Annotated in this window: 20 protein-coding genes; 10 read left to right on the top strand and 10 right to left on the bottom strand. The window is 44.6% G+C overall.

The features are described 5' to 3' along the window. Positions 1 to 384: 384 nt before the first annotated feature. The 3 genes from V7K41_RS23000 to V7K41_RS22990 form a co-directional block, all read right to left on the bottom strand. On the bottom strand, positions 385 to 1,107 hold the full coding sequence (locus V7K41_RS23000; protein WP_334851952.1) for a Uma2 family endonuclease: 723 nt from the start codon (positions 1,105 to 1,107) through the stop codon (positions 385 to 387). Between the two features lie 403 nt (positions 1,108 to 1,510). Further along, positions 1,511 to 3,088 (bottom strand): NAD(P)H-quinone oxidoreductase subunit 4, encoded by a 1,578-nt coding sequence (locus tag V7K41_RS22995; RefSeq protein ID WP_334851950.1) that lies wholly within the window; start codon positions 3,086 to 3,088, stop codon positions 1,511 to 1,513. 195 nt (positions 3,089 to 3,283) lie between these two features. Continuing rightward, positions 3,284 to 3,406 carry a hypothetical protein gene (locus V7K41_RS22990; RefSeq protein ID WP_334851948.1) on the bottom strand — a complete coding sequence of 41 codons (123 nt, stop codon included), beginning with the start codon at positions 3,404 to 3,406 and terminating at the stop codon, positions 3,284 to 3,286. Between the two features lies 1 nt (position 3,407). On the opposite strand from V7K41_RS22990, the gene V7K41_RS22985 reads away from it, so the two are divergent. Continuing rightward, entirely contained in the window at positions 3,408 to 3,647 is a 240-nt protein-coding gene (locus V7K41_RS22985) for a hypothetical protein (protein WP_334851946.1), read from the top strand. Positions 3,648 to 3,675: 28 nt separating this feature from the next. Here V7K41_RS22985 and V7K41_RS22980 read toward each other — a convergent pair whose 3' ends face one another. Next, a complete protein-coding gene (locus tag V7K41_RS22980; RefSeq protein WP_334851944.1) occupies positions 3,676 to 3,798 on the bottom strand; it encodes a hypothetical protein in 123 nt (40 codons plus the stop codon). Between the two features lie 28 nt (positions 3,799 to 3,826). Here V7K41_RS22980 and V7K41_RS22975 point away from each other — a divergent pair, with 28 nt between their 5' ends. Next, positions 3,827 to 4,390 carry a hypothetical protein gene (locus tag V7K41_RS22975; RefSeq protein WP_334851943.1) on the top strand — a complete coding sequence of 188 codons (564 nt, stop codon included), beginning with the start codon at positions 3,827 to 3,829 and terminating at the stop codon, positions 4,388 to 4,390. Positions 4,391 to 4,605: 215 nt separating this feature from the next. Here V7K41_RS22975 and V7K41_RS22970 read toward each other — a convergent pair whose 3' ends face one another. The 3 genes from V7K41_RS22970 to V7K41_RS22960 form a co-directional block, all read right to left on the bottom strand. After that, positions 4,606 to 6,708 (bottom strand): NAD(P)H-quinone oxidoreductase subunit 5, encoded by a 2,103-nt coding sequence (locus V7K41_RS22970; protein ID WP_334851941.1) that lies wholly within the window; start codon positions 6,706 to 6,708, stop codon positions 4,606 to 4,608. Positions 6,709 to 6,907: 199 nt separating this feature from the next. Continuing rightward, a complete protein-coding gene (locus V7K41_RS22965; protein ID WP_334851940.1) occupies positions 6,908 to 7,294 on the bottom strand; it encodes a thioredoxin family protein in 387 nt (128 codons plus the stop codon). A 607-nt stretch (positions 7,295 to 7,901) separates the two neighbouring features. Then, positions 7,902 to 8,618 carry an NnrU family protein gene (locus V7K41_RS22960; protein WP_334851938.1) on the bottom strand — a complete coding sequence of 239 codons (717 nt, stop codon included), beginning with the start codon at positions 8,616 to 8,618 and terminating at the stop codon, positions 7,902 to 7,904. 212 nt (positions 8,619 to 8,830) lie between these two features. On the opposite strand from V7K41_RS22960, the gene V7K41_RS22955 reads away from it, so the two are divergent. Continuing rightward, a complete protein-coding gene (locus tag V7K41_RS22955) occupies positions 8,831 to 9,844 on the top strand; it encodes a LysR family transcriptional regulator (RefSeq protein ID WP_334851937.1) in 1,014 nt (337 codons plus the stop codon). Positions 9,845 to 10,148: 304 nt separating this feature from the next. Beyond that, positions 10,149 to 11,552, top strand: a complete 1,404-nt coding sequence (locus tag V7K41_RS22950) for a serine/threonine-protein kinase (RefSeq protein WP_334851935.1) — start codon at positions 10,149 to 10,151, stop codon at positions 11,550 to 11,552. A 77-nt stretch (positions 11,553 to 11,629) separates the two neighbouring features. Here the strand turns inward: V7K41_RS22950 and V7K41_RS22945 are convergent, their stop codons facing one another. Beyond that, a complete protein-coding gene (locus tag V7K41_RS22945) occupies positions 11,630 to 11,770 on the bottom strand; it encodes a hypothetical protein (RefSeq protein ID WP_334851933.1) in 141 nt (46 codons plus the stop codon). 60 nt (positions 11,771 to 11,830) lie between these two features. Between V7K41_RS22945 and V7K41_RS22940 the strand changes: the two genes are divergently transcribed. The 5 genes from V7K41_RS22940 to V7K41_RS22920 all read left to right on the top strand — a co-directional run bounded on the left by V7K41_RS22940 (position 11,831) and on the right by V7K41_RS22920 (position 18,927). Then, positions 11,831 to 13,267 carry an ABC transporter substrate-binding protein gene (locus tag V7K41_RS22940; protein ID WP_334851931.1) on the top strand — a complete coding sequence of 479 codons (1,437 nt, stop codon included), beginning with the start codon at positions 11,831 to 11,833 and terminating at the stop codon, positions 13,265 to 13,267. Positions 13,268 to 13,765: 498 nt separating this feature from the next. Next, on the top strand, positions 13,766 to 14,386 hold the full coding sequence (locus V7K41_RS22935; RefSeq protein ID WP_334851929.1) for a PEP-CTERM sorting domain-containing protein: 621 nt from the start codon (positions 13,766 to 13,768) through the stop codon (positions 14,384 to 14,386). A gap of 181 nt (positions 14,387 to 14,567) precedes the next feature. Beyond that, the gene (locus tag V7K41_RS22930; RefSeq protein ID WP_334851927.1) at positions 14,568 to 16,640 is read left to right on the top strand and encodes a phospholipase C; all 2,073 of its coding nucleotides are present in this window, start codon (positions 14,568 to 14,570) and stop codon (positions 16,638 to 16,640) included. A 143-nt stretch (positions 16,641 to 16,783) separates the two neighbouring features. Further along, a complete protein-coding gene (locus tag V7K41_RS22925; RefSeq protein WP_334851925.1) occupies positions 16,784 to 17,761 on the top strand; it encodes a hypothetical protein in 978 nt (325 codons plus the stop codon). Between the two features lie 119 nt (positions 17,762 to 17,880). Continuing rightward, positions 17,881 to 18,927 (top strand): PstS family phosphate ABC transporter substrate-binding protein, encoded by a 1,047-nt coding sequence (locus V7K41_RS22920; RefSeq protein ID WP_334851924.1) that lies wholly within the window; start codon positions 17,881 to 17,883, stop codon positions 18,925 to 18,927. A 68-nt stretch (positions 18,928 to 18,995) separates the two neighbouring features. Here V7K41_RS22920 and V7K41_RS22915 read toward each other — a convergent pair whose 3' ends face one another. Then, positions 18,996 to 19,715 (bottom strand): Crp/Fnr family transcriptional regulator, encoded by a 720-nt coding sequence (locus V7K41_RS22915; protein ID WP_012412419.1) that lies wholly within the window; start codon positions 19,713 to 19,715, stop codon positions 18,996 to 18,998. A 312-nt stretch (positions 19,716 to 20,027) separates the two neighbouring features. Between V7K41_RS22915 and V7K41_RS22910 the strand changes: the two genes are divergently transcribed. Continuing rightward, positions 20,028 to 21,053 carry a DALR anticodon-binding domain-containing protein gene (locus V7K41_RS22910; RefSeq protein ID WP_334851921.1) on the top strand — a complete coding sequence of 342 codons (1,026 nt, stop codon included), beginning with the start codon at positions 20,028 to 20,030 and terminating at the stop codon, positions 21,051 to 21,053. A 180-nt stretch (positions 21,054 to 21,233) separates the two neighbouring features. Here the strand turns inward: V7K41_RS22910 and V7K41_RS22905 are convergent, their stop codons facing one another. Beyond that, positions 21,234 to 22,085: a Cof-type HAD-IIB family hydrolase gene (locus tag V7K41_RS22905; protein WP_334851919.1), complete on the bottom strand. Its 852-nt coding sequence runs from the start codon at positions 22,083 to 22,085 to the stop codon at positions 21,234 to 21,236. Positions 22,086 to 22,219: the final 134 nt, after the last annotated feature.

The following is a 22,219-nucleotide window of genomic DNA, read 5'->3' as shown; positions in this document are numbered from 1 at the left end:
TTTTTTGATTGGCTAACTTTTAATCGTCACGTATTTGCTGCTTATAAAGCCAGTTTGGGCTACATTTGGGCTTGATTTTTGTTTAAGTCCCGTTATCACCCCAGTCAAGGCTCTCTCATAAATTGGGATTTGTCTTGTATCGTCAGATAGCATATACCAGCAATGATCGGATTCTTTACTGACAAAGACATATTGAGGTTTTGGGACTGCTCCAAATCCTAATTTAACTTCCATATTTTTGATGCAGGTTTTGGTAAATATATTTATTGAGCAACCAGTTATGACGATTTGTACCGTCAAGTTATAAGTTGCTTTATAGATATAATTCCCTGCTCAGGAAGCTAATTAACATTAAGGCAGCAAAAATTACAAAATTCGGTGAATCTATGACAAAGTTTCTGGATCAACACCTAGCGCATTCAATCTTTCAATTAACATTTTCACCTGTTGTTCTGCTGCGACACGTTGCTGTTCTTCAAAAGCTGCGCGTTCTTCCGCTTCCCTGATGCGTTCTTCTGGTGTCAGCAATCTTTGCCCTTCTTCGTCATACCAGTACAGCCACTCTCGCACTATACCTTGATAAATTCCCCGTTCTCGCCCAATTCCTAAACCAATTTCTGGTAGCCAAACAGGATTTCCTGACATTAAGATATATTCCCCATCAACTAAGCGATACACTTCCAAAGGCGACTTTTTACGCCGAAGGGGACTATATACAACGTAGTACAAAAGTCCTAAATCTTTGGCATAAAATTCTTTCTTGATGTTATATTCTTCTCGATATATTTGGGAAACAACTTCCAATGCTAAAATTGGCAGTTTATTTTCTTCCCACAGCACATAACTTAGGCGTAAGTCCTCATCAATGAAGCGTTTAACTCCTAAGCTGAGAAACCCATCAGGAACAATAGCTGGTTTATCTGGGTGATAATAAATACCCATATCAACACCAAAAAACCAATCCCAGCGATCGCACCAAACTAAAGCTAGTATCGTTTTTAGCAAGCCGGGAATTAAATTTTGGAGTTCATTATCCACAGCAGTATCATCTGAGTCGGGTAGTTCTTCGGAAGATGGCAAACAATGCAGTGGATTGTAGTTTAACATGAGTGGTTTTGCCAAATCTGATTCTAGATAGATTGTACGTAATCTATTGATGTGCGATCGCATAGCAAAAATCAAAAACCATTTTTAGCGTAGGCGTAGCCTGTCGTAGACATCGCCTTGTGTCTTGCTTCTCAGTATTCAAGTACTTCTAAGTGAAATAGTTCTATCCTTGCAGAATTTTGGGTTGAGATTCCAATTTGGCAAAGTTGCAAACTAGCTACTACAAATGTTGTGACTCTATCCAGCTATTAGGTTGGGTTGAGGAACGAAACCCAACCTACACATTTTTATTTTTTAGGTAAAAGCTACGCAGTATTGCCTCTAAGCAATGTACATCAAAAAAGGCAGGTATAAAACCTGCCCTCAAAGCAATCAATATTTAAACTAAACTAGCGATCGCAACTTAATTAGCGATTTGGGGCGCACTCAAAGAAACCTTTAGTGCATCGTCTTTTTGCTGTGCTAATGTCGGCACGGAATCACGCAATCTTGCTGTCAATTGTACAGTTGTGGCGTCATACATCTGAGTCAGCAATTTCGGATAGAAACCAATACCAATAATTGGAATTAACAAACAGGCAATAATAAATACTTCACGGGGTTCAGCATCTATCAAAGCTTGGTGAGAAACTAATTCCTTGTTCTCTTCTCCGTAGAAAATTTCTCGCAACATCGACAGCAAATAAATCGGAGTTAAAATTACTCCCACTGCCATCAAGAACACCACAATGACTTTGAAGGTAGAACTATAAGCATCGCTAGTAGCAAAGCCAACAAATACCATTAATTCTGCCACAAAACCGCTCATCCCTGGCAATGCCAAAGAAGCCATTGAACAGGTGGTGAACATGGCGAAAATTTTCGGCATTCTCTTCGCAACACCGCCCATTTCATCCAACATCAGGGTGTGTGTGCGATCGTAAGTTGCGCCAACCAGGAAGAACAAACTCGCCCCAATTAATCCGTGGGAAACCATTTGCAATACTGCCCCACTCAATCCCAAATCGGTGAAGGAGGCAATACCAATCATCACAAAGCCCATGTGGGAAATTGAGGAGTAGGCAATTTTTCGCTTCAGGTTGCGCTGGGCAAAGGATGTTAAGGCAGCATAGATGATATTAACTACCCCCAAAACCACCAACACTGGTGCAAAATAAGCGTGGGCATCGGGGAGCATTTGGGCATTCATCCGAATTAAGGCGTAACCGCCCATTTTCAGAAGAATACCTGCCAATAACATATGTACGGGCGCTGTAGCTTCACCGTGGGCATCAGGTAGCCAGGTGTGCAAAGGAATAATCGGCAACTTGACGGCGTAGGCAATCAGGAAGCCAGCATAGGCGGCAAGTTGGAAATTGAGGGCGAAGTCTTTTAAGGCGAGCGATCGCATATCAAACGTCACCGTATCGCCGTAAAATCCCATTGTCAGGGCAGACAGCAAAATAAACAGCGAACCGCCGGCGGTATATAAAATAAATTTGGTCGCTGCATATTGCCGCCTTTTGCCTCCCCAAATCGACAGCAGAAAGTATATCGGTACTAGTTCCAGTTCCCACACCAGGAAAAATAACAGCATATCCTGGACAGCGAACACGGCAATCTGACCGCCATACATCGCCAAAATCAAGAAGTAAAATAGCTTCGGCTTGAAGGTAACAGGCCAAGCTGCTAAAATCGCCAGCGTGGTAATGAATCCAGTCAAAATAATTAGGGGCATGGATAAGCCATCTGCCCCTACTGACCAATTCAAATCTAGTTGGGGTACCCAAGCGTAACTCTCGACCAACTGCAAATCTGGATTGGAGAAATCATACCCAGTATAAAAAGCATAAACAATTAGTGCAAAATCTATCAGCCCTACGATGAGGGAGTACCAGCGCACTGTTTTGCCTTCTTTATCTGGGATGATGGGAATCAGTAGTGAGGCGGCTATCGGCAACAGAATAATCGTCGTCAGCCACGGAAAATTAGCTGTATTCATCACAATTCGTCTGCTATCAAAATCATGTTTGGCAAAAAGTCACTAGTTATTAAGTAACAGCTTTTTGAGGATTTCGTCTTCCTCGTTAGGTTGATTTAATTAAATTGGCAATCCCCTATGTTTTCTCTTGGGAGTCTTTTTTGACATTTGAGGGTGCGGAATGTGCGTTGTGATACTCCCAGTCAAGTCAAAAATTTACTCTAAAAAAGCCGATAAACTAGGATTATAGTGGTGCGATCGCAAAGTCCAACCCATCACTAAAAATACATGACGCTGTTTGGTGGTTGGTGAAAAAAGCCTAACAGGAGAAATAACCATAATGATAATTGCACAAATTGAAAGTCAGATTCGTTATGTCACCAACGTAAATGGAGAAACAACAGATATACTTATCCCTGTAGAACTTTGGCAACAGCTTGTAAGTTCCATAAATTCTGATAACACCAGTGGTTTAGCTTGGATTGATGAACAAGAGACAAAAGCACAAATATTAGCCGATTTGCAAGAGTCTGTACGACAAGCAGCAGCAGGAGAAACTTTCCCAGTTTCAGAGCTTTAGGACAATATCGAAGCCTAGAATAAGAACACTAAGCTGCATATTTAATAATCTCCAATTCTGCTCCATTATTAACAGCTAATTCTGCTTTTTCTAAAATTTTTACACTTTGTAAATGAATCTTTAGCTCTTCTTCCATACTTTCAGGTAGCATGGATTTGGAGTGAGCTTAAGCAATTGCTATGACGAAGAAGTGGATTCTGTATAGTAAAGAAGATAGGCAAGTTAAATGGCCTACTTGCATTAATAAGTTGTCGCCTGTTAAAAATAAACATCCACTAGAGGCAGAATCGCTCGCCAAACTAAGAGAGGAACACACTTGCACAGATACATTCGATGAAATGATCCTTTCAATTCGGTCAGTTTCAATTCTAGGAAAATGTAGTACAGCAAAATACTTAGAATCTCCAAACATACCCGATCATCATAGAGAAAATGCTAGACATTCTACTAGGCTTTATAGAGAGCATCCATCAAAGTATTTCGATAATATTGGACAGTATTACTGGGTAGATTTTGATATTATTACTTCAGATAAATTGACAATGAAATTACGAATGGTTGTCAATGCAGGTGACGCTGATTGTAATGATGGTCAGTGGGGAGAAGTTTGGCAGCGCAATACGGGAAAGCCTGTTGCACAAATATTGAGTACTGGTGACATGAAAACGACAGTGCAAACCAGTTCAAGTGAATTGGGCAAGCTTGTGGATTTTATAATCGAAATCGTACTGTTTTGCTCTTGACGTTGATATCGATATAATCAAAGTCTCCGGTCTAACATAACCTCTGAGACAGACGAGAAAATCATTTGCCTATTCGCTACCTTTTTCTGAACTAGGAGCTTTTTGAGTACTCTAGGAGAGTGTATATTAAATTACTAAACTATCAGCCAAAAAAAAAAGTCTAATTTAGACTCTTAAAAAACTTAGGGGCGGACAGTCGCCCACCCCTATGAAAATCAGGTAACACCAAAAACAATCACTAAACCCAAAACCGCCCCAAACACAATCAAGGCATAGAATTGAGCGCGACCGTTTTCTAGGTACTTCAGACCTTCACCGCTAACAAGGGTGAAAAAGCCTGTGAGGTTAACAGCACCATCTACAACGCGGAAGTCAACTTCCATAACTTGTCTGGCTACGCGACGCAAGCCGAGGACAAAAACCCGATGGTAAATGTCATCAAAGTACCACTTGTTGAGGGATAACTCGTAAAGTGGTTCGATTTTAGCAGCGATCGCAGCCGGGTCAATTTTACGGCGCAAATACATCAGCGAAGCCAGGGTAATCGCAATCAAAGAAATTCCGACTGAGGCACCCGCCATGATGTAGAATTCCGTCGGATTGAACTCGGTAGCCTTTTCTATAACTTCGGAGAGAGTTTCGCTAGGAGGAAAGATAAACTCTTCAAAATAATTGGCGTAGGGAGTTCCCACCAAACCAATCAAAATCGAAGGCACAGCTAACAGTGCCAACGGCAGGGTCATCGTCCACGGCGATTCGTGGGGGGAGTCGCTGTGATGCCCGTGGGAGTCATGGGAGTCATGATGCTGACTAGTTGCCGCCAATTCTCCTTTCTTCATCGCCCCAGGCCCAAAATTCGGGACTGGTTCTTCTGACTCTAATTCCAGGACAATTGTCGCCGCAGCTTTCTTGAGTTTTTCCTTGATTTTCTCGTCATTACCCCGGAATTTGCCTTCAAATGTCGAGAAATACATTCTAAACATATAAAAAGCCGTAATTCCGGCAGTTAGCCAGCCGATAAACCAGAGAAATGGGTTAGCCTCAAAAGCCTTCCCCAAAATTTCATCTTTTGACCAGAAACCAGCAAAGGGTGGAATACCAGAAATTGCCAAGCAACCAATCAAAAAGGTAGTTGCTGTAACAGGCATATACTTCCGCAGTCCACCCATCAAGCGCATATCTTGCGCTAAGGCGGGGTCGTGTCCAACGACACCTTCCATACCGTGAATTACTGAACCTGAACCCAAGAACAGCATCGCCTTGAAATAGGCGTGGGTCATCAGGTGGAATAGTCCAGCACTGTAGGAACCTATTCCCATTGCCATCACCATGTAACCAAGTTGGGAAATGGTGGAGTAAGCCAAGCCCTTTTTGATGTCATTTTGGGTAATGGCAATGGTTGCCCCCAAAAACGCCGTAAACGCCCCAGTAAAGGCAATGACATTCATTGCTGCTGGAACGTCTTCAAATACTGGGTACATCCGGGCAATCAGGAAAACACCCGCCGCCACCATCGTTGCTGCGTGAATCAAGGCAGAAATGGGGGTGGGGCCTTCCATCGCATCTGGTAGCCAGACGTGGAGGGGGAATTGGGCTGATTTCGCCACTGGCCCTAAGAAAACTAAAATCGCCAACAGGACAGCGAGAAAATTGCTGATAGAACCTGATTCGACAAGTTGGGCAAGGCGATCGCCCATGATATTAAAATCAAAGCTTCCCGTTGCCCAGAACAGCCCTAAAATGCCGAGTAATAGACCAAAGTCGCCCACGCGGTTGGTCACAAACGCTTTTTGAGCGGCATCTGCTGCTGACTTGCGATCGAACCAAAAGCCGACCAGCAAGTAAGAACACATCCCGACCAGTTCCCAGAATATATAAATCTGTACTAGGTTGGGGCTGACCACCAGACCTAACATTGAAGAGCCAAACAAACTGAGATAGGCGTAAAACCTCACGTAACCGGGATCGTGAGCCATGTAGCCATCGGTATAAACCATGACTAACAACGCTACCGTTGTGACAATCACCAGCATTAGGGCTGTCAGGTGGTCAATAGTGTAGCCCATGCTCAGGTGAAAATTACCTGCCGCCGCCCACTCAAAGGTGCGGATATAAGGCGCGTGTCCTTGAATTTGACTCCATAGCAAGGCAAGCGACAGCCCCATAGCTGCTCCCATCATGGAGATAATCACCCCAGCATTAAGCTGACGGAGGCGGTTTGTCACCTGATTCAACGAGATTAACCCTAGACCGACCAGCATTGCCCCAAGAAGAGGGAACACCGGAATCAGCCAGGCATACTGATAGATTACTTCCATCACTGACGCCTACTTTTAGAATTCTTGATTAGCGTGTCGAAACTGTTAATAATTGTGACATACACCCTTTAGGATAAAATAACCCACCCAAGACTGAGTTGGGTGGGGTGTTAAGCATGGTTTTAGATTTGGTAACTAGTCAATGGTCATTTGTCATTAGTCATTTGTCCTATGCGTAATGCTCCATGCTCAATATCCATCAAGCTGATCGGCACTCTAAGTCCAATGTTTTTGAACTTTTGTAGATTTTGGGGTAATTGCTGTAGCTGGCTTTAATCTCTTCTAAAGCTAAACGTAAATCTTCTCTGCCGCGAAAGCATTCCAAGCGATGGCGAATAGTGCCATTTTCAATCAATAGTAAAGTGGGTAGTGATTTTAGCCTATAGGTAGTAGACAATTTAAAATTTTGATCGGCGTTAACCCCGACTAATTTAATTTCATCCCCACACTGGGCTTGAAATTGCAACAACAATGGGTGAATAACTCGACACAAGCCACACCAAGGTGCTTCAAAGTTAACTAAAACAGGAATAGGAGATTCTAAAACTTCTTCAGTAAATGTCCGCTCACTAACCGACAACACCATGACGCCTCTTGGATTATAAGGTTTTTATATCAAACTAGCTATCAGTACTGAATTGAGTAGTGCTGAGTTCCGAGTTCTGAGTGCTGAATAGAAGTCCATAACTAAAGTTAGCGGATTGTAATGAAGAACTCGTTTATTTTGCTTTGAGAGTAAAGCGGGGATTGGGACTAATTACCAAGCAATGAATACTAAGTTGCTTGCTTTTACTCAGGACTCAGGACTCAGCACTGCTTCGGTGGAGGATTAGCAAGTCAGCAACTGCCGATAGATGCTTTCAGGACAGAAATGTCAGTCAGGACACAGAATAATTAGCAAAAATTGAGCGCGTTAATGTGTCTCTGACAGAAAAGCCACCTTAGAAGTCGCGTTGGCTTTTTTGAATGTTAAACTCCTGATTGCCGTGGCTGCCTGGGGATTTGACTGAATCCGCCACTTTTTTTCAAGGAAAGGCAACTGACCAACGACTACCAATATAAAATCTCAAGCTGACTGAACGCACCCTCCACTGATATATGTTTGAATTTATCCTACATTGATTTGGAGCAATTGATAAGCTGAAATTTCCATCTCTTGCGGATTTTCTGCTGACACTGGGGATCGTCTAAAGTTACCATCCTATCCTACTAGTTGCTTCCATTAACAGAGGGTGCGACCACCAAAGCAAAGCTATAAAAATGGTAACTCCCAAATAGGCAGGCCGGAGAAATTCCTGCCATTTGAGAGATTGACGCCCGTCAATAATTGCTTTAAAGGGAATGATTGAGGTTCGCTGTTTGGCAATTTCAAAGGCTTCCCCATAACGATCGCTCAAACGGCGATCCCCATGCCAAACCCCAAACAAGTGATGCAATATCAATCCAATAGAAGTCACAAGGGTAAAGGTAGTACCCAGCCAGAGAGTATGGGCAACACACCAAATTACTTGTCCTACCATCTGGGGATGACGGGTAATCCGAATAATTCCTGTTTCGTAGAGATGAACTTGGGGCTTTTGAATAGCAGCAATTTCTAGTAGATTGAAGGTAGCAGGATATAAAAACAAAAACGAGATTGCTGATAGCAGCCAAACAAATTCTCGGACTCCTGGCACCCCTTGTACCTGCCAAATTTGCAAACCATCATAGCGGTGCCCAAAAAAGTAAATAATTAATATCACAGCCAACGGTAGGCTGACTAATGCAAAGAGAATGCGATAAAACCTTGGGCCAATGTATTTTTCTGCCCAAGGGCGTAAAGCAGCGCCTCCACTGTGAGCGATCGCAAAAACTATTTGTAACCCTAGTATGACAAAATGACTGGGTGTCAACCAAGAAATCAGCAGCATATACACAGATGAAATAATTTAAAGAAAACTGAATTCAGTACAACCAATACCACAAAGTATTCAAAAGGGGACTTTAGTCAAGATGTTGTGCTACTGTCTTTTTCGAGTCAATCCTTCAAGTTTAATATGCAACAAATCATGTCCGGCTGATTGCTGCCAAACCGGATTTATTACGTGCATCTGCTCCTTTCAAAGTTTGTGGGTTGAGCCTTATGTCTGACCTTCCTTTCACTTTAGATCAGTTACGTATCCTGAAAGCGATCGCCCAAGAAGGAAGCTTCAAGCGTGCCGCTGATAGTCTTTACGTCTCCCAGCCTGCCGTCAGTTTGCAAGTCCAAAATCTCGAACGGCAACTCGATGTCCCCTTATTCGATCGTGGAGGACGACGCGCCCAATTAACCGAAGCTGGGCATCTACTCTTAAACTACGGTGAAAAAATCCTCAGTCTCTGTCAGGAAACCTGCCGTGCGATCGAGGATTTACAAAATCTCCAAGGTGGTACTTTAATTGTCGGTGCTTCTCAAACCACCGGCACTTATCTTTTGCCCAGAATGATCGGTATGTTCCGACAAAAATATCCAGATGTGGCAGTGCAATTACACGTCCACTCTACCAGGCGGACTGCTTGGAGTGTCGCTAACGGACAAGTCGATTTGGCGATTATCGGCGGTGAAATCCCTGGTGAACTGTCAGAATCTTTAGAAGTGATTCCTTACGCTGAGGATGAACTAGCGCTGATTTTACCTGTCTTTCATCCTTTTACCAAACTTGAAAAAATCCAGAAAGAGGATTTATATAAATTACAATTCATTGCCCTAGATTCCCAATCGACTATCCGCAAAGTAATTGACCAAGTGCTAGCCCGCTGTGAAATCGATACCAGACGTTTTAAAGTTGAAATGGAATTGAATTCCATTGAAGCGATTAAAAATGCTGTGCAATCTGGTCTAGGGGCTGCCTTTGTTTCAACTAGTGCGATCGCTAAAGAGTTACAAATGGGCGTTCTGCACCGTACCCCCATTGAAGGCGTTGTCGTCAAACGGACCCTGTGGCTGATTTGTAATCCCAATCGCTATAGATCCAAGGCCGCAGAAGCCTTTAGTCAAGAAATTTTGCCCCACTTTGCTAACCCAGGATGGAATCAAGATGTGTTAAAATTAACACAAAAAAGTCTAGTGTTAACTACATTGGAGGTAGCAACACCCACCTCATCTGGCGAAGACTAAAATCAGGTTATTAGTCCCTTGTCATTTGGACTTTGTTTTTTGTAAATGACCAAATAATTCGTAATGACGCTCCTCTGTCGCTAACTTAATTCGTAATTATTAACCCATTGTGTTCGTGCAGGGTGCTGTAGGCAAGCCAAGGGTTTGACATCAGGAAAAAAGTTTCTGTTCCTCATTAACAAATTTAGTTACTCTGTAACCAGAACTAATTACGAATTACGTAGCTTGCTTCTTGCCATTCGCGTAGCATCTCGTAGAGAAGGCGAGTATTATCAATTGCGAATTATTTTGACTAATCACGAAAATGGAAGTTTACTGCACTCGTCCACGTTGTCCACGCCCACAAAACTATTTTGCCGATTTAGATGATGTTACGACACTGAAAACAACCCAGCAAAAATATTGCACTACCTGTGGTATGCCATTGATGCTAGATGGTCGATACGTGCCAACGAAACTGCTGGGAAGGGGCGGATTTGGAGCCGCATTTTTGGCACGCGATCGCCGAATACCAGGAATGCGTCAATGCGTGGTTAAGCAGTTTCAACCATCGGGAAATTTAACCTTAACTCAACTGCAACAAGCGCAGTTAATGTTTGAGCGAGAGGCAGAAGTTTTAGCACAGCTTGGTAACGATCACGAACAAATTCCTGACTTATTTGCCTTCTTTCCAGTGATAGTTAATAGCTTGCAACCAGGTGAGCAAGACCAATTTTTTTACTTGGTGCAAGAATATATTGATGGGAAAAACCTAGAGGAAAAATTAGTTCAACAAGGCAAATTTTCTGAACAGCAAGTGTTAGAGGTGCTCCAAGAAATTCTAAAGGTACTAGAGTTTGTCCATGACAGAGGCATTATCCACAGAGACATCAAACCTTCTAACATCATGCGTCGTCGTGATGGTAAACTTTTCTTACTAGATTTTGGCGCAGTAAAGCAAGTAACAAATGCTGCACCCGGTTCTGCGGCTTCTTCCACAGGGATTTATTCTATGGGATTTGCACCGCCTGAGCAAATGGCTGGAGGGCAAGTATTTCCATCTACAGATTTATACGCTTTAGCTGTAACTATTATTACCTTGCTAACAAATCAGGAAGCAATTCAACTATTTGATGTCTATAATAACCAGTGGAAATGGCGAACCCAAGTAAGTATCAACCCTCGGCTTGCTGACATTTTAGACAAGATGCTGCTACCTGCGGCTAATCAGCGCTTCCAGTCAGCCCAAGAGGTTCTACGTGCACTTAACTCACAGGCGGCTCAAGCCCCGACACAATTTAATTCGCCCTCTGCAACCCTCCCGCCACAACCACCTCAAGGTTCTAGTCCTGTTGTTCCCCGTCGTCCTCCAACTCAGCCAGCGTTTTCGACATTGGAATTATTGGGTGGGGCGGCATTTAGTGGATTTGAGGGTGCATTGATCGCGATCGCCCTGTTAAGTCTAGTAAAATCACCAATAGTTACTTTCAGTGTTGCATCTGTAATTTTAGGTGTACTAATTTTTGCCCAAACCAGGCGGTGGATTGAAAAGTTCGATTTATTAATTATTCCCACAATTACTTTTGCAATTATTTTTTTTGTCCCCTTTTTACGGGGAGGTCAAGACCTTCCGTCAGTGGTGATTTTAGCAGTTGGAGCAGGCTTAGTAGCTATTTCACTAACCGCTGTATTTCGACTTATTTATAAATTATTATCTTTCTTACTTTAAAAAACTTCTGGTGCTAACAGCTACATAAATGTTTCAGAAAAACGAAACACTTAGTCTTTTTTTAGCCGTTATCATCACTATTGGTTTAATCTTTGGTGGTCTATAGTTTCTTTTGGAACGGTGGGTGCAATTAAACGGAATGTATATTGGCGAAAGCGTGTAGCTAGACGAAGTACGATTTTAAACCAATATTCACTACCCAGTCGTACAGAATTCATACTGACTCGTGAGTTCTGAATTCTTTATAATAAATCTTTTTACTTTATTTAAATTTATTTATGTCACAAAAGAATGAAACCACAATTTTAGCTTTAGCTCTGCTGCTGACAGTTGGTATAGTTGGCGGCGGTTTTTGGTGGTTTAGTAACAATGGGGCCAAAATTGGTAATAACATCATTCCAAATCAAGAACCAGGCAACAATTCATCTTTACAAGACCGCATTAGTTTTGGAGAAAAATCTTTTACTCCGGGTGACATTTCTCCAGTAAAAAAAGAAGGAGTACAGGCGATCGCAGCTAAAAATTACGATCGAGCGATCGCCAATTTCACAGCTGCCCTAAAACTCAACCGTAACGATCCAGAAGCATTAATTTTTCTTAACAATGCCCGTATCGGTTCTTCCAAGAGCTATACTATCGTGGCTTCTGTACCATTCGGCACTGACCCCAATACTTCTTTAGAAATTTTACGTGGGATAGCCCAAGCCCAAAATCAAGTTAATAGCTCTGGAGGAGTCAGCCCCTTCGGGGAAGTCAAAAGTCAAAAGTCAAAAGTCAAGGGAGTACCGTTGAGGGTAGGGATAGCTAGCGATGACGACAATCCAGAAATAGCCAAGCAAATCGCCTCTGGCCTAGTCAGCAATTCCGAAGTATTAAGTGTAGTTGGGCCGAATACTAGCGATTCCACCTTAGCCGCAGGCACTATCTATACTTCTGGACAACTTGTAGCTATATCTCCGACTAGTACATCTGTCAAAATTTCTAACTTTAGCCGCTACGTTTTTCGCACAGTTCCCAGTGATTTTATGGCTGCGAGAAGTTTAGCCAACTACATGGTGAGAACCTTGCAGAAAAAAAATGCAGTGGTTTTCTTTAATTCTCAGAGTAACTATAGCCAGTCTTTAAAATCGGAGTTTGTTTCATCTGTTTCCCTAGAGGGTGGACAGGTAGCCAGCGAATTTGACTTATCCAAGGCAGATTTTAGTGCGGCTAAAAGTGTAGAACAAGCAACGAAGCAAGGTGCAGAAGTGTTGATGTTGGCTGCTAACACTGAAACTTTAGATAAAGCGCTGCAAGTAGTTCAAATTAACCAGAAACGGTTAACTCTGCTGGGGGGAGATGATGTTTACACCACTAAAACTTTAGAAATTGGCAGAGAACAAGCTGTGGGGATGGTATTAGCAATTCCCTGGCATATTGATAGCGATCCGAAGTCAGATTTTCCCCAGAAATCGCGGCAATTATGGGGCGCTGATGTGAGTTGGCGAAGTGCCCTCAGTTATGATGCCACTGTCGCTCTAATTGCGGCATTAGAACGCAATCCTACGCGAGATGGAGTCCAACAAGCACTCTTGTCCTCTGACTTTTCTGCCACTGGTGCTTCTGGTACAATTCGGTTTTTAGCATCAGGCGATCGCAATGCGCCAGTCCAACTTGTAAAAATTGTTCCTGGTTCTCGCTCTCGCACTGGTTATGACTTTGAACCAGTGCGATAATCACTGAAGAAAGGCAGAAGGCACGAGATAGAAGGGTTTTAGCCTAGTTTATCTTTCTTTATATAGTTTGGTTTTATGATGCCAACTTATTTATCTGCTATCTAGATTGTATGAATGATTTTTTCTTAATGGTGAGAAATCTGGGTAATACTGCCATGACTATTTAATAAACTTTGCTTTTTCTTAACTTTTTATTAATTTTCAGGTAACAAAATACAGAAGTAGCAATTTTTAGCGACTGGTGAGGTAGGAGTACGCTACCGAACCCAGAGGGCTAATGGATAAGTGGTTTAATACCTTGTCCCTTGTGGGGGAAATCAAGAATAATTTGATGCGGTGGAAATCGGATCAAATTATGAGTGTAGTCATTTCTGACTTTGGGATTTTTCTTTATACCTATCAAGCCTAGCCATAGCAGCGTCTTGACTTTGGCGTTATTTTCGGTGTGCAAAAAGCGCACTTACCTAAACTATGGGCAAAAATATTAAGACCAAACTTATGCTGAGTGCAACACCTTTAAGAAGGTTATCGCAAGCAACTGCCACCGCCGCGCTTGGTTTCGCTATGCTTGCAGCTATTGGCACAGATCCTGCCCAAGCTGTCAATTTGAAAACATTTAATATTTCTGGAAATTTTGCTCCTGCGGCTCTTGATGGTTCAGTAGGGCTACCTGTGAATTTAGCAAATGCCTTTTTTAATGGGACTTACACAGTAGATGTAGATCAATTACCCGCTTCTAGTTCTTTTGTAGATTTGACTAGTTGGACAGTCAACTTAGTCAAGGACAATACTGTTTTGCGAACATTATCCAACAGTTTGGCTGTTAATACAGCTTACATTCAAGAGAACATACTTGCTTTTTCTGACGCAGGCTTATTGACAGATAAAAACAATAACTTGTACAGTTTGGAACTTGATTTTGACAGCAATTTTACAGGAATCGGTAGTACCAATAATGGAAAATTTTTGGACAACAGTGACCTTGGAAGTGTCCAAAAATCTGGCATTACTGCCGTTAGTTTTGTTAAAATTGAGCCTGTTACGGAACCTCAAAGCTTTGCTGGAATAATAGTTTTTGCTACTATCAGTGTTTGGATTAAAAGAAAGAAAAAAGCTTAAATGGCAATATAATATTGCTGATCATCAACGGTGTTAATTTTTTCTAACTTTTGTAACCAATAAAGCACGACGCAACCAAAATACCTATTCTAAATCACTTAAATGCTTGCGGTATATGAATACAAATTCTGAATTTCGCATAGCGATATTAGCTGGAGAGAAATTACTAAGGAGATGTGCTTTGAGACGATTTACGAAGTTCTATTTTGCTCTAACACTCTTGCTACTTCCGTCCTCGATCATACCGTCCATGTTTCTCGGTTCGGCGATCGCAGAGGAGTCTTCTGTACGCGAAGCTTTGCCAGCAAACTCAACCGTCACAACTCAGCCAGATGCAACGCCAGACGTAGCGCGATACTTGAATGATCCAGGTAAGGAACCCCAGCTCCCACCGAAGGTACTCACAAGGCTGCTTCAGGAGCGGATCAAGTACGTCTTCGTCATCTTTAACGAGAACCACTCCTTCGACAACGAGTATGGCACATTGCCTGGTGTTAACGGACTCTACTCAGATGGACAAAAGCCTCGTGACCCAAAGAAAACGCCGGGCTTTACCCAGACCTACACGGATACCGACGGCTTGAGAGTCACAGTCCAGCCATTCCGGCTCGGGCCTGAGCAGAACTCCAGCGTTGTTGACAGCGTTGACCACTCGCACACCGGGCTAGCCACCAAGCTCCACGTTGTGAACGGCAAGCCACAGATGGATCAGTTCGCCTATGACGAGTACACGCGCTTTGCATCGAAGGGCGGAGCAGCTAATATTTCAGAGGGCAAGCAGTTCGCGCACCTTGTCATGTCGCACATCGACTGCGACACTATTCCGTTCTTCTGGAAGTGGGCTAGTCGCTTTACGGTCTTCGACAACATCTTTGCAACAGAGGACACGCCCTCAACCCCGAATGCAGTGGCGATGATCGCGGGGCAGTCGGGTGAAACGCAATGGGTCAAGCACGGTTCGAGCGGACAATCCTACACCGTGGGCAGCCATACTGGCACGACGCAGGGTGTACCCTTAGTCAACGACCCACAGCCCTTCTATGGCTCCCAGTTCGATACAACGACGGACAACAAGCAACCTGCTGGCACGAGAGAGAGCTACGCCGATGGCAACATCTCCTCGAACCTGACCTTTGCCAGTCTGCCACTCACCTTTCAAGGGCGTGATATTCGGTCGGTCTTAGCTGGCAACAGAAATCCTTTATTCGATCTAGCCGACATCCAGCAGGATATCCCCTATATCCAGCAACTGAGGACTGAGCCTGTCAATTGGCGCTGGTATCAAGAAGGCTACGATCTCGAACCGACCGATGCCAACGGAGTCGCCTCACACAATGCCTATGTCACCCATCACAACGGCGCACAGTATTTCGGCTATATCGCCAACACCCCAGAGGTGAGCAAAAATCTCCGTGGGCTGAATGACTTTTTTAGCGACATAGCCAAAAATGCGCTGCCCAAAAGTGGCGTATTCTACATTCGTGGTGGCTACACGAACCAGCAGGGTCTGAAGCCGCCGATCACGAACCCCAACACACCCGCAGATGAGATTGCTGCGATTAATGCAGCGAAGTCGGGTGATGACGACCATCCGGGCTACACCGATCGCCAACTCAGCGAAGCGATGGCAGCCAGGGTGATCAACGCGATCGCCTCAAATCCGAAGCTCTGGCAGCAGAGTGCAATTATCATTACCTATGACGAGTCGGATGGCTTCTACGACCACGTACCGCCGCGGATCTTGTCCTATGGCCCTGATGGGCTGCCGCTCTCCCGTGGTGTCCGCGTGCCGTTGCTCCTCATCTCACCCTACGCCCGGACGCACGCTGTCTCGCACGTCGAGGGCGATCACAATTCGGTGATCGAGACGATCAACACGATCTTTGGTTTGCCTGCCCTTGCCAGCTTGCCCGATGAGGCACAGGCACTCGCTGCTGGCAACTCTCCAGAGTTCAACAAATTCGGGCCGCCAGGATTCCAGCAGAAGTACCTCGGCCCACGGGACATCAATTCACCAATCACCGACAGCTTGCTGTCAGGCTTCGATCCGAAGCGCCTGCTCGGTGTCTCGCCGCCACTGCCAGCCTCCTTTGCGAAGATTCCAGATAGTGTTGTGAAAACACTACCGCACTACGGCGGTAAAGGCTGCCGGGCGATCGGGATCACGCCGGAAGACAAGCGCCAGGGAATCGTCAACAACATCCCCAAGGGTTTCAACGCGCTACCAAGCACTTATCCAGCCGCTAACCCTTAAAGACATAGATGGATAGGTCATAGCCCATTCATCCTTCAACCTAAGACACCTTTTGATCGCACTGAGTGCTGAGTAAAGAAGTGAGATTCCCCACTCAGCACTTTTCTATATCCCCGTTTTTCGACATTCCCTGAGGAGAATTCATGCGTTTTGTGTTAATCTTCCTGACTCTGTTTGGTGTCTGCTGCTCGATTTCCGATGCTCAGGCGGGTTCCGTCATCAAACGTGTGAAGGAACGCAATATAGTTCGCTGTGGCAGTGTCGAGCGGACGGGTCTAGCAACTTCAACCGAGCCAGGTGGCTGGAGTGGTCTCAATGTCGATATCTGCCGTGCGATCGCCGCCGCCGTGCTAGGATCTTCTGACCGCATCGAATATCATCAGTATGAGACACCGAAAGACTTCGACGCGGTGCGTAACCAACAGGACGACGTATATTTCCTCACAGGATCGGAGATTGAGGAGCAGAAACTGGCTGGTAATCTGCTACCTGGCCCTACTGTCTTTGTAGAATCTAATGCGGTAATGGTGGCGTCCACCTCGGCTGCACACCACGTCAGCGACCTGGCTGGAGAAAGCATCTGCTTCATGATTGGCAGTTCGGTGGAGCGGAGTCTTACGGCTTACTTCGGTGCGCTCCACAAAAACTGGTTCCGTCGGCCCTTCTCTGAGGATGGAGAGATGATCGATACATATAACGTACAAAATTGCCACGCCATTGTCGGTGAGATCACGACCCTTGCAAAGATCCGCCTCGACCCTGGGGTAAACCGATTATCGAGCCACATCCTCCCAGAGTGGCTGACGACCTTTCCGGTGATCGCCGCGACCGGAACCGAGGATGCCCAGTGGTCAGCGATCGTCGCGTGGACAGTGCATACATTGATCAACGCAGAGAGAACGGAAACACCCTGGTATGCGGGCGGTGCTGAGGCGATGCCGATCTCCGCACCAGATTTGGGTCTTGACAAGGAGTGGCAGCGCCGCGTTCTTGTATCTGTAGGCAACTACGGCGACATCTTTGATCGCCATATTGGGAAAGGCTCCCTACTCAAGCTTGATCGCGGATTAAATGCGAACTATTTGCGGGGAGGACTTCTTCTGAGTCCGTTCCTTGAGTAATTTCAACCAAGCATAGAGGTGTCAGAATTCGTGAATAAAACACCCCTCCTCCAAATACAATCTCAAGTAGCAAGAACCTATCAAGTACTTATTTTGAATGGACGCGGGGCTAATTTACTATGTCTCAAAAAAATGAAATACCTATTCTTGTATTATCCATCCTAATCACCGTCGGGCTAATAGCTGGCGGTTTTTGGTGGTTCAGCAGAAGGTCTGGTCTGGAGCTAAATAAAATTAGTTCTGGTAACACCAATACGCCCCAAGCCGGATCAGAACAACCTAGTGGCAATACTTTCACTTCAGTACAGGATGTTCCTACAGGATTATTCAATTACGGAGGCAGTACATCTTGGGCACCGATTCGACTAGTAGTTGATCCAGCAATTCAAGCTGCGCGACCAGAATTTCGCCTGCGCTATGTAGAACCCAGCAATGCATCTCCTGGTTCTGGTACTGGCATCCAGTCGCTAATAGACGGTCAACTAGCTTTTGCCCAGTCCTCCCGACCAGTTCTAGATCAGGAATTAAGCCGTGCCCAGCAGCGTGGGTTCAGTTTAAAACAAATTCCTGTAGCAATTGATGGTTTAGCAATCGCAGTTAACCCCAACCTGAATATCCCAGGACTAACGATAGACCAGTTAAAGTCAATTTACACAGGCAAAATCAATAATTGGAGCCAGGTGGGCGGCCCCAATATCCCGATTAAGCCCTATTCCCGCCGCATTGCTGATGGCGGTACAGTCGAACTTTTTGTCCAAGACATCTTGGGTGGTCAAGCTTTCAGCTCCAATGTGGAATTTATCTCCACAACCACCCAAGCCTTGCAAAAATTGGCTGATAGTGCTGGTAGCATCTACTACGCTTCTGCCCCAGAGGTGATTCCTCAATGCTCAATCAAAGCCTTGCCGTTGGGGCGCACGCAAGGGCAATACATTGCTCCATACCAAGAACCTTCTGTCCTCCCGTCTGAATGTCCTGGTAAACGGAACAAGTTGAACATTGAGGCTTTCCAATCAGGAAAATACCCGATTACCCGCAATCTATTTGTGGTGGTCAAACAGAACGGCCAGACTGAGCAGCAAGCAGGTGTCGCTTACGCCAACTTACTGCTGACTGAGCAGGGACAAGAACTGATTACCCAAGCGGGGTTTGTCAAAATTCGCTGACACCTGCGGCGGTGACTAGCCCATCGCACTCAGACAGAGTGGCGGAAATCGCCGCTCTGAACTGTACCTTAACCAGCTCTATTAATCGACTCTGCTGGCAAGCAAATGAGATTATCCCCTTGAGTCAGGATTAAACCACGTTGACGCAGTTTACCCATCAAGCGGGTGACGGTGACACGAGTAGAACCTATCGCGCTACCAATTTGGGCATGGGTGAGGGGGAAGGGCAGACAATAACCGCGAATCACATCAGGATCGGTGTCGCTCATTGCTGGCTCTCCATATTCCTCAATTAACAATGTGAGAAATCCTAAGAGTCGGTCAATTGTGCGGCGTTGTCCCAAGGCACTCAACCACAGCAGCTTACGCTGGTGCTGATACCTAAAGGCATCCATAACTTCGCGACGGAAGTGAGGCCAATTGTCTAAATCGTGCCAGTACATCCACAACACCGCGGTTTGGTCAACATGGGCGTAAGCCTGGAGTGTGAATGGTGATTGGGCAACAATTTCAAATGGCTGTCCCGCTCCCACAAAACCCAAGAACGCTTCTTCTGGGGTTCTGTTGATTCGTCGAGACGTTAGCTGACTGGCAGTCGCACTAACTTGGGCGGTTCCTACCATGCGGATCGCACCCCTTTGCACCAAATACAGCAATCCAGGCCGGGCTGGAATGCGCTCATCTTTGCTAAAGGTGCGGCAGCGATAGTGTTCTTGAGCCCAGTCAAGAATGCGTTGCCAAGTCAAAAAAGGCCGTGATGCCTCAGAAAAGGAGGATGGAGATTGCATAGGTAACAAAGAGCGTTCGGCTGAAGACAAAGACATAAATAAAAGGGTGCAAGGAGTGTCTTTGTGTTGACGAGGCAGGCTTAACGCCTAACAGCGCCAGCCAATCCAAAGAATAGAAAGCAAATTACTCTCTACTCTTTTGTTATACTTCCTACTGTACAATGGTGGTAGTAAAGTTTACTTACTATTCATCGATTATTCATCAAATTTTATCCTCTTCTCATTTTTCTTCATCTAAATTAAATTTATACCGCAAGATAGATGGCAGAAATGTAACAAATATATCTTACATGACTATTTAAATAATATTACGTGCATTATAAATTACCAGTTAGCAAATATACGTCAATCAAACAGCTATTATATAGTTATATAATAAAATCAATAAGCATTGATACTTACAGGAAAGAAAACAGATGCATAAAAGACGAAAAAATTCCTCTACATAAAGGTAGAGATGATAAGAGAGTTTTCTATACCTCAAGTGTGTCTTTGCGACTATCGAAATCTCAGAATCGAAAAGCGATGGAGCTTGCCAGTGCGATCGCTTCAGATTTATCAGGGATTTGTGAGGGCGTTTTTAGCATCCAAATAGTTCCCCCTGGTTGGATAAATTTTGAATTAACTCACTCAACCTTAGCGACTTGGTTACAAAGTCTCGTAGTCGGGAGTTGGGGGAGAGAGGAGGAGATGGGGGGCAGGGAGCAGGGAGCAGAGGAGCAGAGGAGCAGAGGAGCAGGGGAGCAGGGAGCAGAGGAGCAGGGGAGCAGAGGAGCAGGGGAGCAGGGGAGCAGAGGGGAAGTTGCAGTAAGTCTTTTCCCTTTGCCCCTTTGCCCCTTTGCCCCCCTGCCTCTTGTGCCCAATGCCCAATGCCCAGTGCCCAATTCATTGTTTGCTGTTGAATATGCTCATGCACGCTGCTGTTCGCTAGTGCTGCTGGCTCATCGAGAGGGATTGATTAAACTTAGAGAACCAGTTCCAAATACTAGTCCAGCTTTTTGGGATGTTATTTTTCCTAACCCCCTACCTTGGCTTAATTGCGACGGAATATTGCAGCTAAATCACCCAGATGAGCGTCGTCTAATTGGCGAGTTAATACAAGTGGTAGACAACATAGAGTGCCCTGATGTTAGCGGTTCTGTGAAATGGGAAAAAGTAGCGCTGAATTTGAGCCAAGCTTTTGAAAAGTTTTGGTCTAATTGCCGGATTTGGGGTGAGGTGAAAATTACGTCACCAGAACTGGCCCAAGCTAGACTCGGATTGCTCATGGCTACTCAGTCAGTATTAAAATTTATCCTAGAGGAAAATCTGGGGGTTTTTGCGCCTTTGGAGTTATAAATCGGTAATGTTGCTTAGGCAAAAATAAAAACTTTTTATATAGCTATTGACTCAATGCACCACCTCGGATACATTAGCAGGTGTGTGAGGAGCGAACCAGCAGGGGCACCGAGACGAAACACGGCCAGTCGTCGGTGTCCTTTCTGATTTGTAGGGGTTAGATTTGAAAAAATGCCTTCACTACAGCAAAAATTTTTCAATTGCTACTGCTGCCCCATCTTCCTCTACGCTAGGAGCTACCCACTTAGCGATCGCTTGCACTCCTGCTGGTGCGTTGCCCATAGCTACACCAAGTCCAACATACTCCAGCATTTCCACATCATTGAAGTTATCGCCAATCGCCATAACGTTGGCTAATTGTAATCCCAGCAATTCTTCGGCTAGGTAACGTACAGCAGTTCCCTTATTTACAGAGGCGTTAGTTGCTTCAAAAAAGGTAGCAACAGATGTCGTCAGATAAAGTTCAGCGGGTGTGTATTGGCGGCGCAAATTTCCTAATAACTTATCGATTACATCAGTGTCATCAGACAAAGCAAGAATTTTTGTCGGTTCATTCGTTAAGGCTTGACGCAAATCACCCACAGGAATCGGAATAATACCAGAACGTTCTGCATAAATTTTGGTTTCTCTAGTTAACTCACGAACGTATAGCTGATCGTTGATGTAAAAGTGAACAGATAGGAGCGATCGCAACTCAGGCTGTTCAAAATAGTCGAGTAGCTGGTGGGCGATTTCTCTAGAAACAACCCAATGGCGATGAATTTTTTGGGTGATTGGGTCTTGAATCCAGGCTCCCTGATAGGCCATTAATGGTAAGGTAGAGCCGATGTCTTGGTAAAAGCGCAAGGCTGAACAATACATTCTACCTGTAGCGATCGCTACTTGAATTCCTCGTGCTTGGGCTGCAATAATAGCTTGCTTTACAGGTTTACTAATGGTGTTAGAGTGTCCAGCGATCGTGCCATCTATATCCAAAACTAGTAGTTTAATGTCTTTTGCAGCAGCCTGATTGTCAGTAGATGCTTTCTGCATGATTTCCTAGATTTTAAGTTCCAGTAAGAGGTTAACAGGCTCTAGCGACCAGTGGGGAGTAGTAGAAAAAATTGGCATCTCTAGTTAATCCAATTTCCTTAGAGGTTATTTATAAAGCTGTACTTATGGAAAAG

This window comes from Nostoc sp., assembly GCF_036917415.1.
Taxonomy (GTDB): Bacteria; Cyanobacteriota; Cyanobacteriia; order Cyanobacteriales; family Nostocaceae; genus Nostoc.
The sequence above is the reverse complement of the archived record's forward strand: the minus strand, read 5'-3'. Positions and strand labels throughout refer to the sequence as shown.

What these genes read in the sequence shown, in the direction of transcription:
- V7K41_RS22985 (WP_334851946.1), top strand. Translation starts at nt 3,408, where the DNA reads ATGATAATTGCACAAATTGAAAGTCAGATTCGTTATGTCACCAACGTA.
- V7K41_RS22970 (WP_334851941.1), bottom strand. Translation starts at nt 6,708, where the DNA reads ATGGAAGTAATCTATCAGTATGCCTGGCTGATTCCGGTGTTCCCTCTT.
- V7K41_RS22905 (WP_334851919.1), bottom strand. Translation starts at nt 22,085, where the DNA reads ATGCAGAAAGCATCTACTGACAATCAGGCTGCTGCAAAAGACATTAAA.
- V7K41_RS22940 (WP_334851931.1), top strand. Translation starts at nt 11,831, where the DNA reads ATGTCACAAAAGAATGAAACCACAATTTTAGCTTTAGCTCTGCTGCTG.
- V7K41_RS22915 (WP_012412419.1), bottom strand. Translation starts at nt 19,715, where the DNA reads ATGCAATCTCCATCCTCCTTTTCTGAGGCATCACGGCCTTTTTTGACT.
- V7K41_RS22920 (WP_334851924.1), top strand. Translation starts at nt 17,881, where the DNA reads ATGTCTCAAAAAAATGAAATACCTATTCTTGTATTATCCATCCTAATC.
- V7K41_RS22955 (WP_334851937.1), top strand. Translation starts at nt 8,831, where the DNA reads ATGTCTGACCTTCCTTTCACTTTAGATCAGTTACGTATCCTGAAAGCG.
- V7K41_RS22950 (WP_334851935.1), top strand. Translation starts at nt 10,149, where the DNA reads ATGGAAGTTTACTGCACTCGTCCACGTTGTCCACGCCCACAAAACTAT.
- V7K41_RS22995 (WP_334851950.1), bottom strand. Translation starts at nt 3,088, where the DNA reads ATGAATACAGCTAATTTTCCGTGGCTGACGACGATTATTCTGTTGCCG.
- V7K41_RS22925 (WP_334851925.1), top strand. Translation starts at nt 16,784, where the DNA reads ATGCGTTTTGTGTTAATCTTCCTGACTCTGTTTGGTGTCTGCTGCTCG.
- V7K41_RS22990 (WP_334851948.1), bottom strand. Translation starts at nt 3,406, where the DNA reads ATGGTTATTTCTCCTGTTAGGCTTTTTTCACCAACCACCAAACAGCGT.
- V7K41_RS22965 (WP_334851940.1), bottom strand. Translation starts at nt 7,294, where the DNA reads ATGGTGTTGTCGGTTAGTGAGCGGACATTTACTGAAGAAGTTTTAGAA.
- V7K41_RS22945 (WP_334851933.1), bottom strand. Translation starts at nt 11,770, where the DNA reads ATGAATTCTGTACGACTGGGTAGTGAATATTGGTTTAAAATCGTACTT.
- V7K41_RS22975 (WP_334851943.1), top strand. Translation starts at nt 3,827, where the DNA reads ATGACGAAGAAGTGGATTCTGTATAGTAAAGAAGATAGGCAAGTTAAA.
- V7K41_RS22980 (WP_334851944.1), bottom strand. Translation starts at nt 3,798, where the DNA reads ATGCTACCTGAAAGTATGGAAGAAGAGCTAAAGATTCATTTACAAAGT.
- V7K41_RS22960 (WP_334851938.1), bottom strand. Translation starts at nt 8,618, where the DNA reads ATGCTGCTGATTTCTTGGTTGACACCCAGTCATTTTGTCATACTAGGG.
- V7K41_RS23000 (WP_334851952.1), bottom strand. Translation starts at nt 1,107, where the DNA reads ATGTTAAACTACAATCCACTGCATTGTTTGCCATCTTCCGAAGAACTA.
- V7K41_RS22935 (WP_334851929.1), top strand. Translation starts at nt 13,766, where the DNA reads ATGCTGAGTGCAACACCTTTAAGAAGGTTATCGCAAGCAACTGCCACC.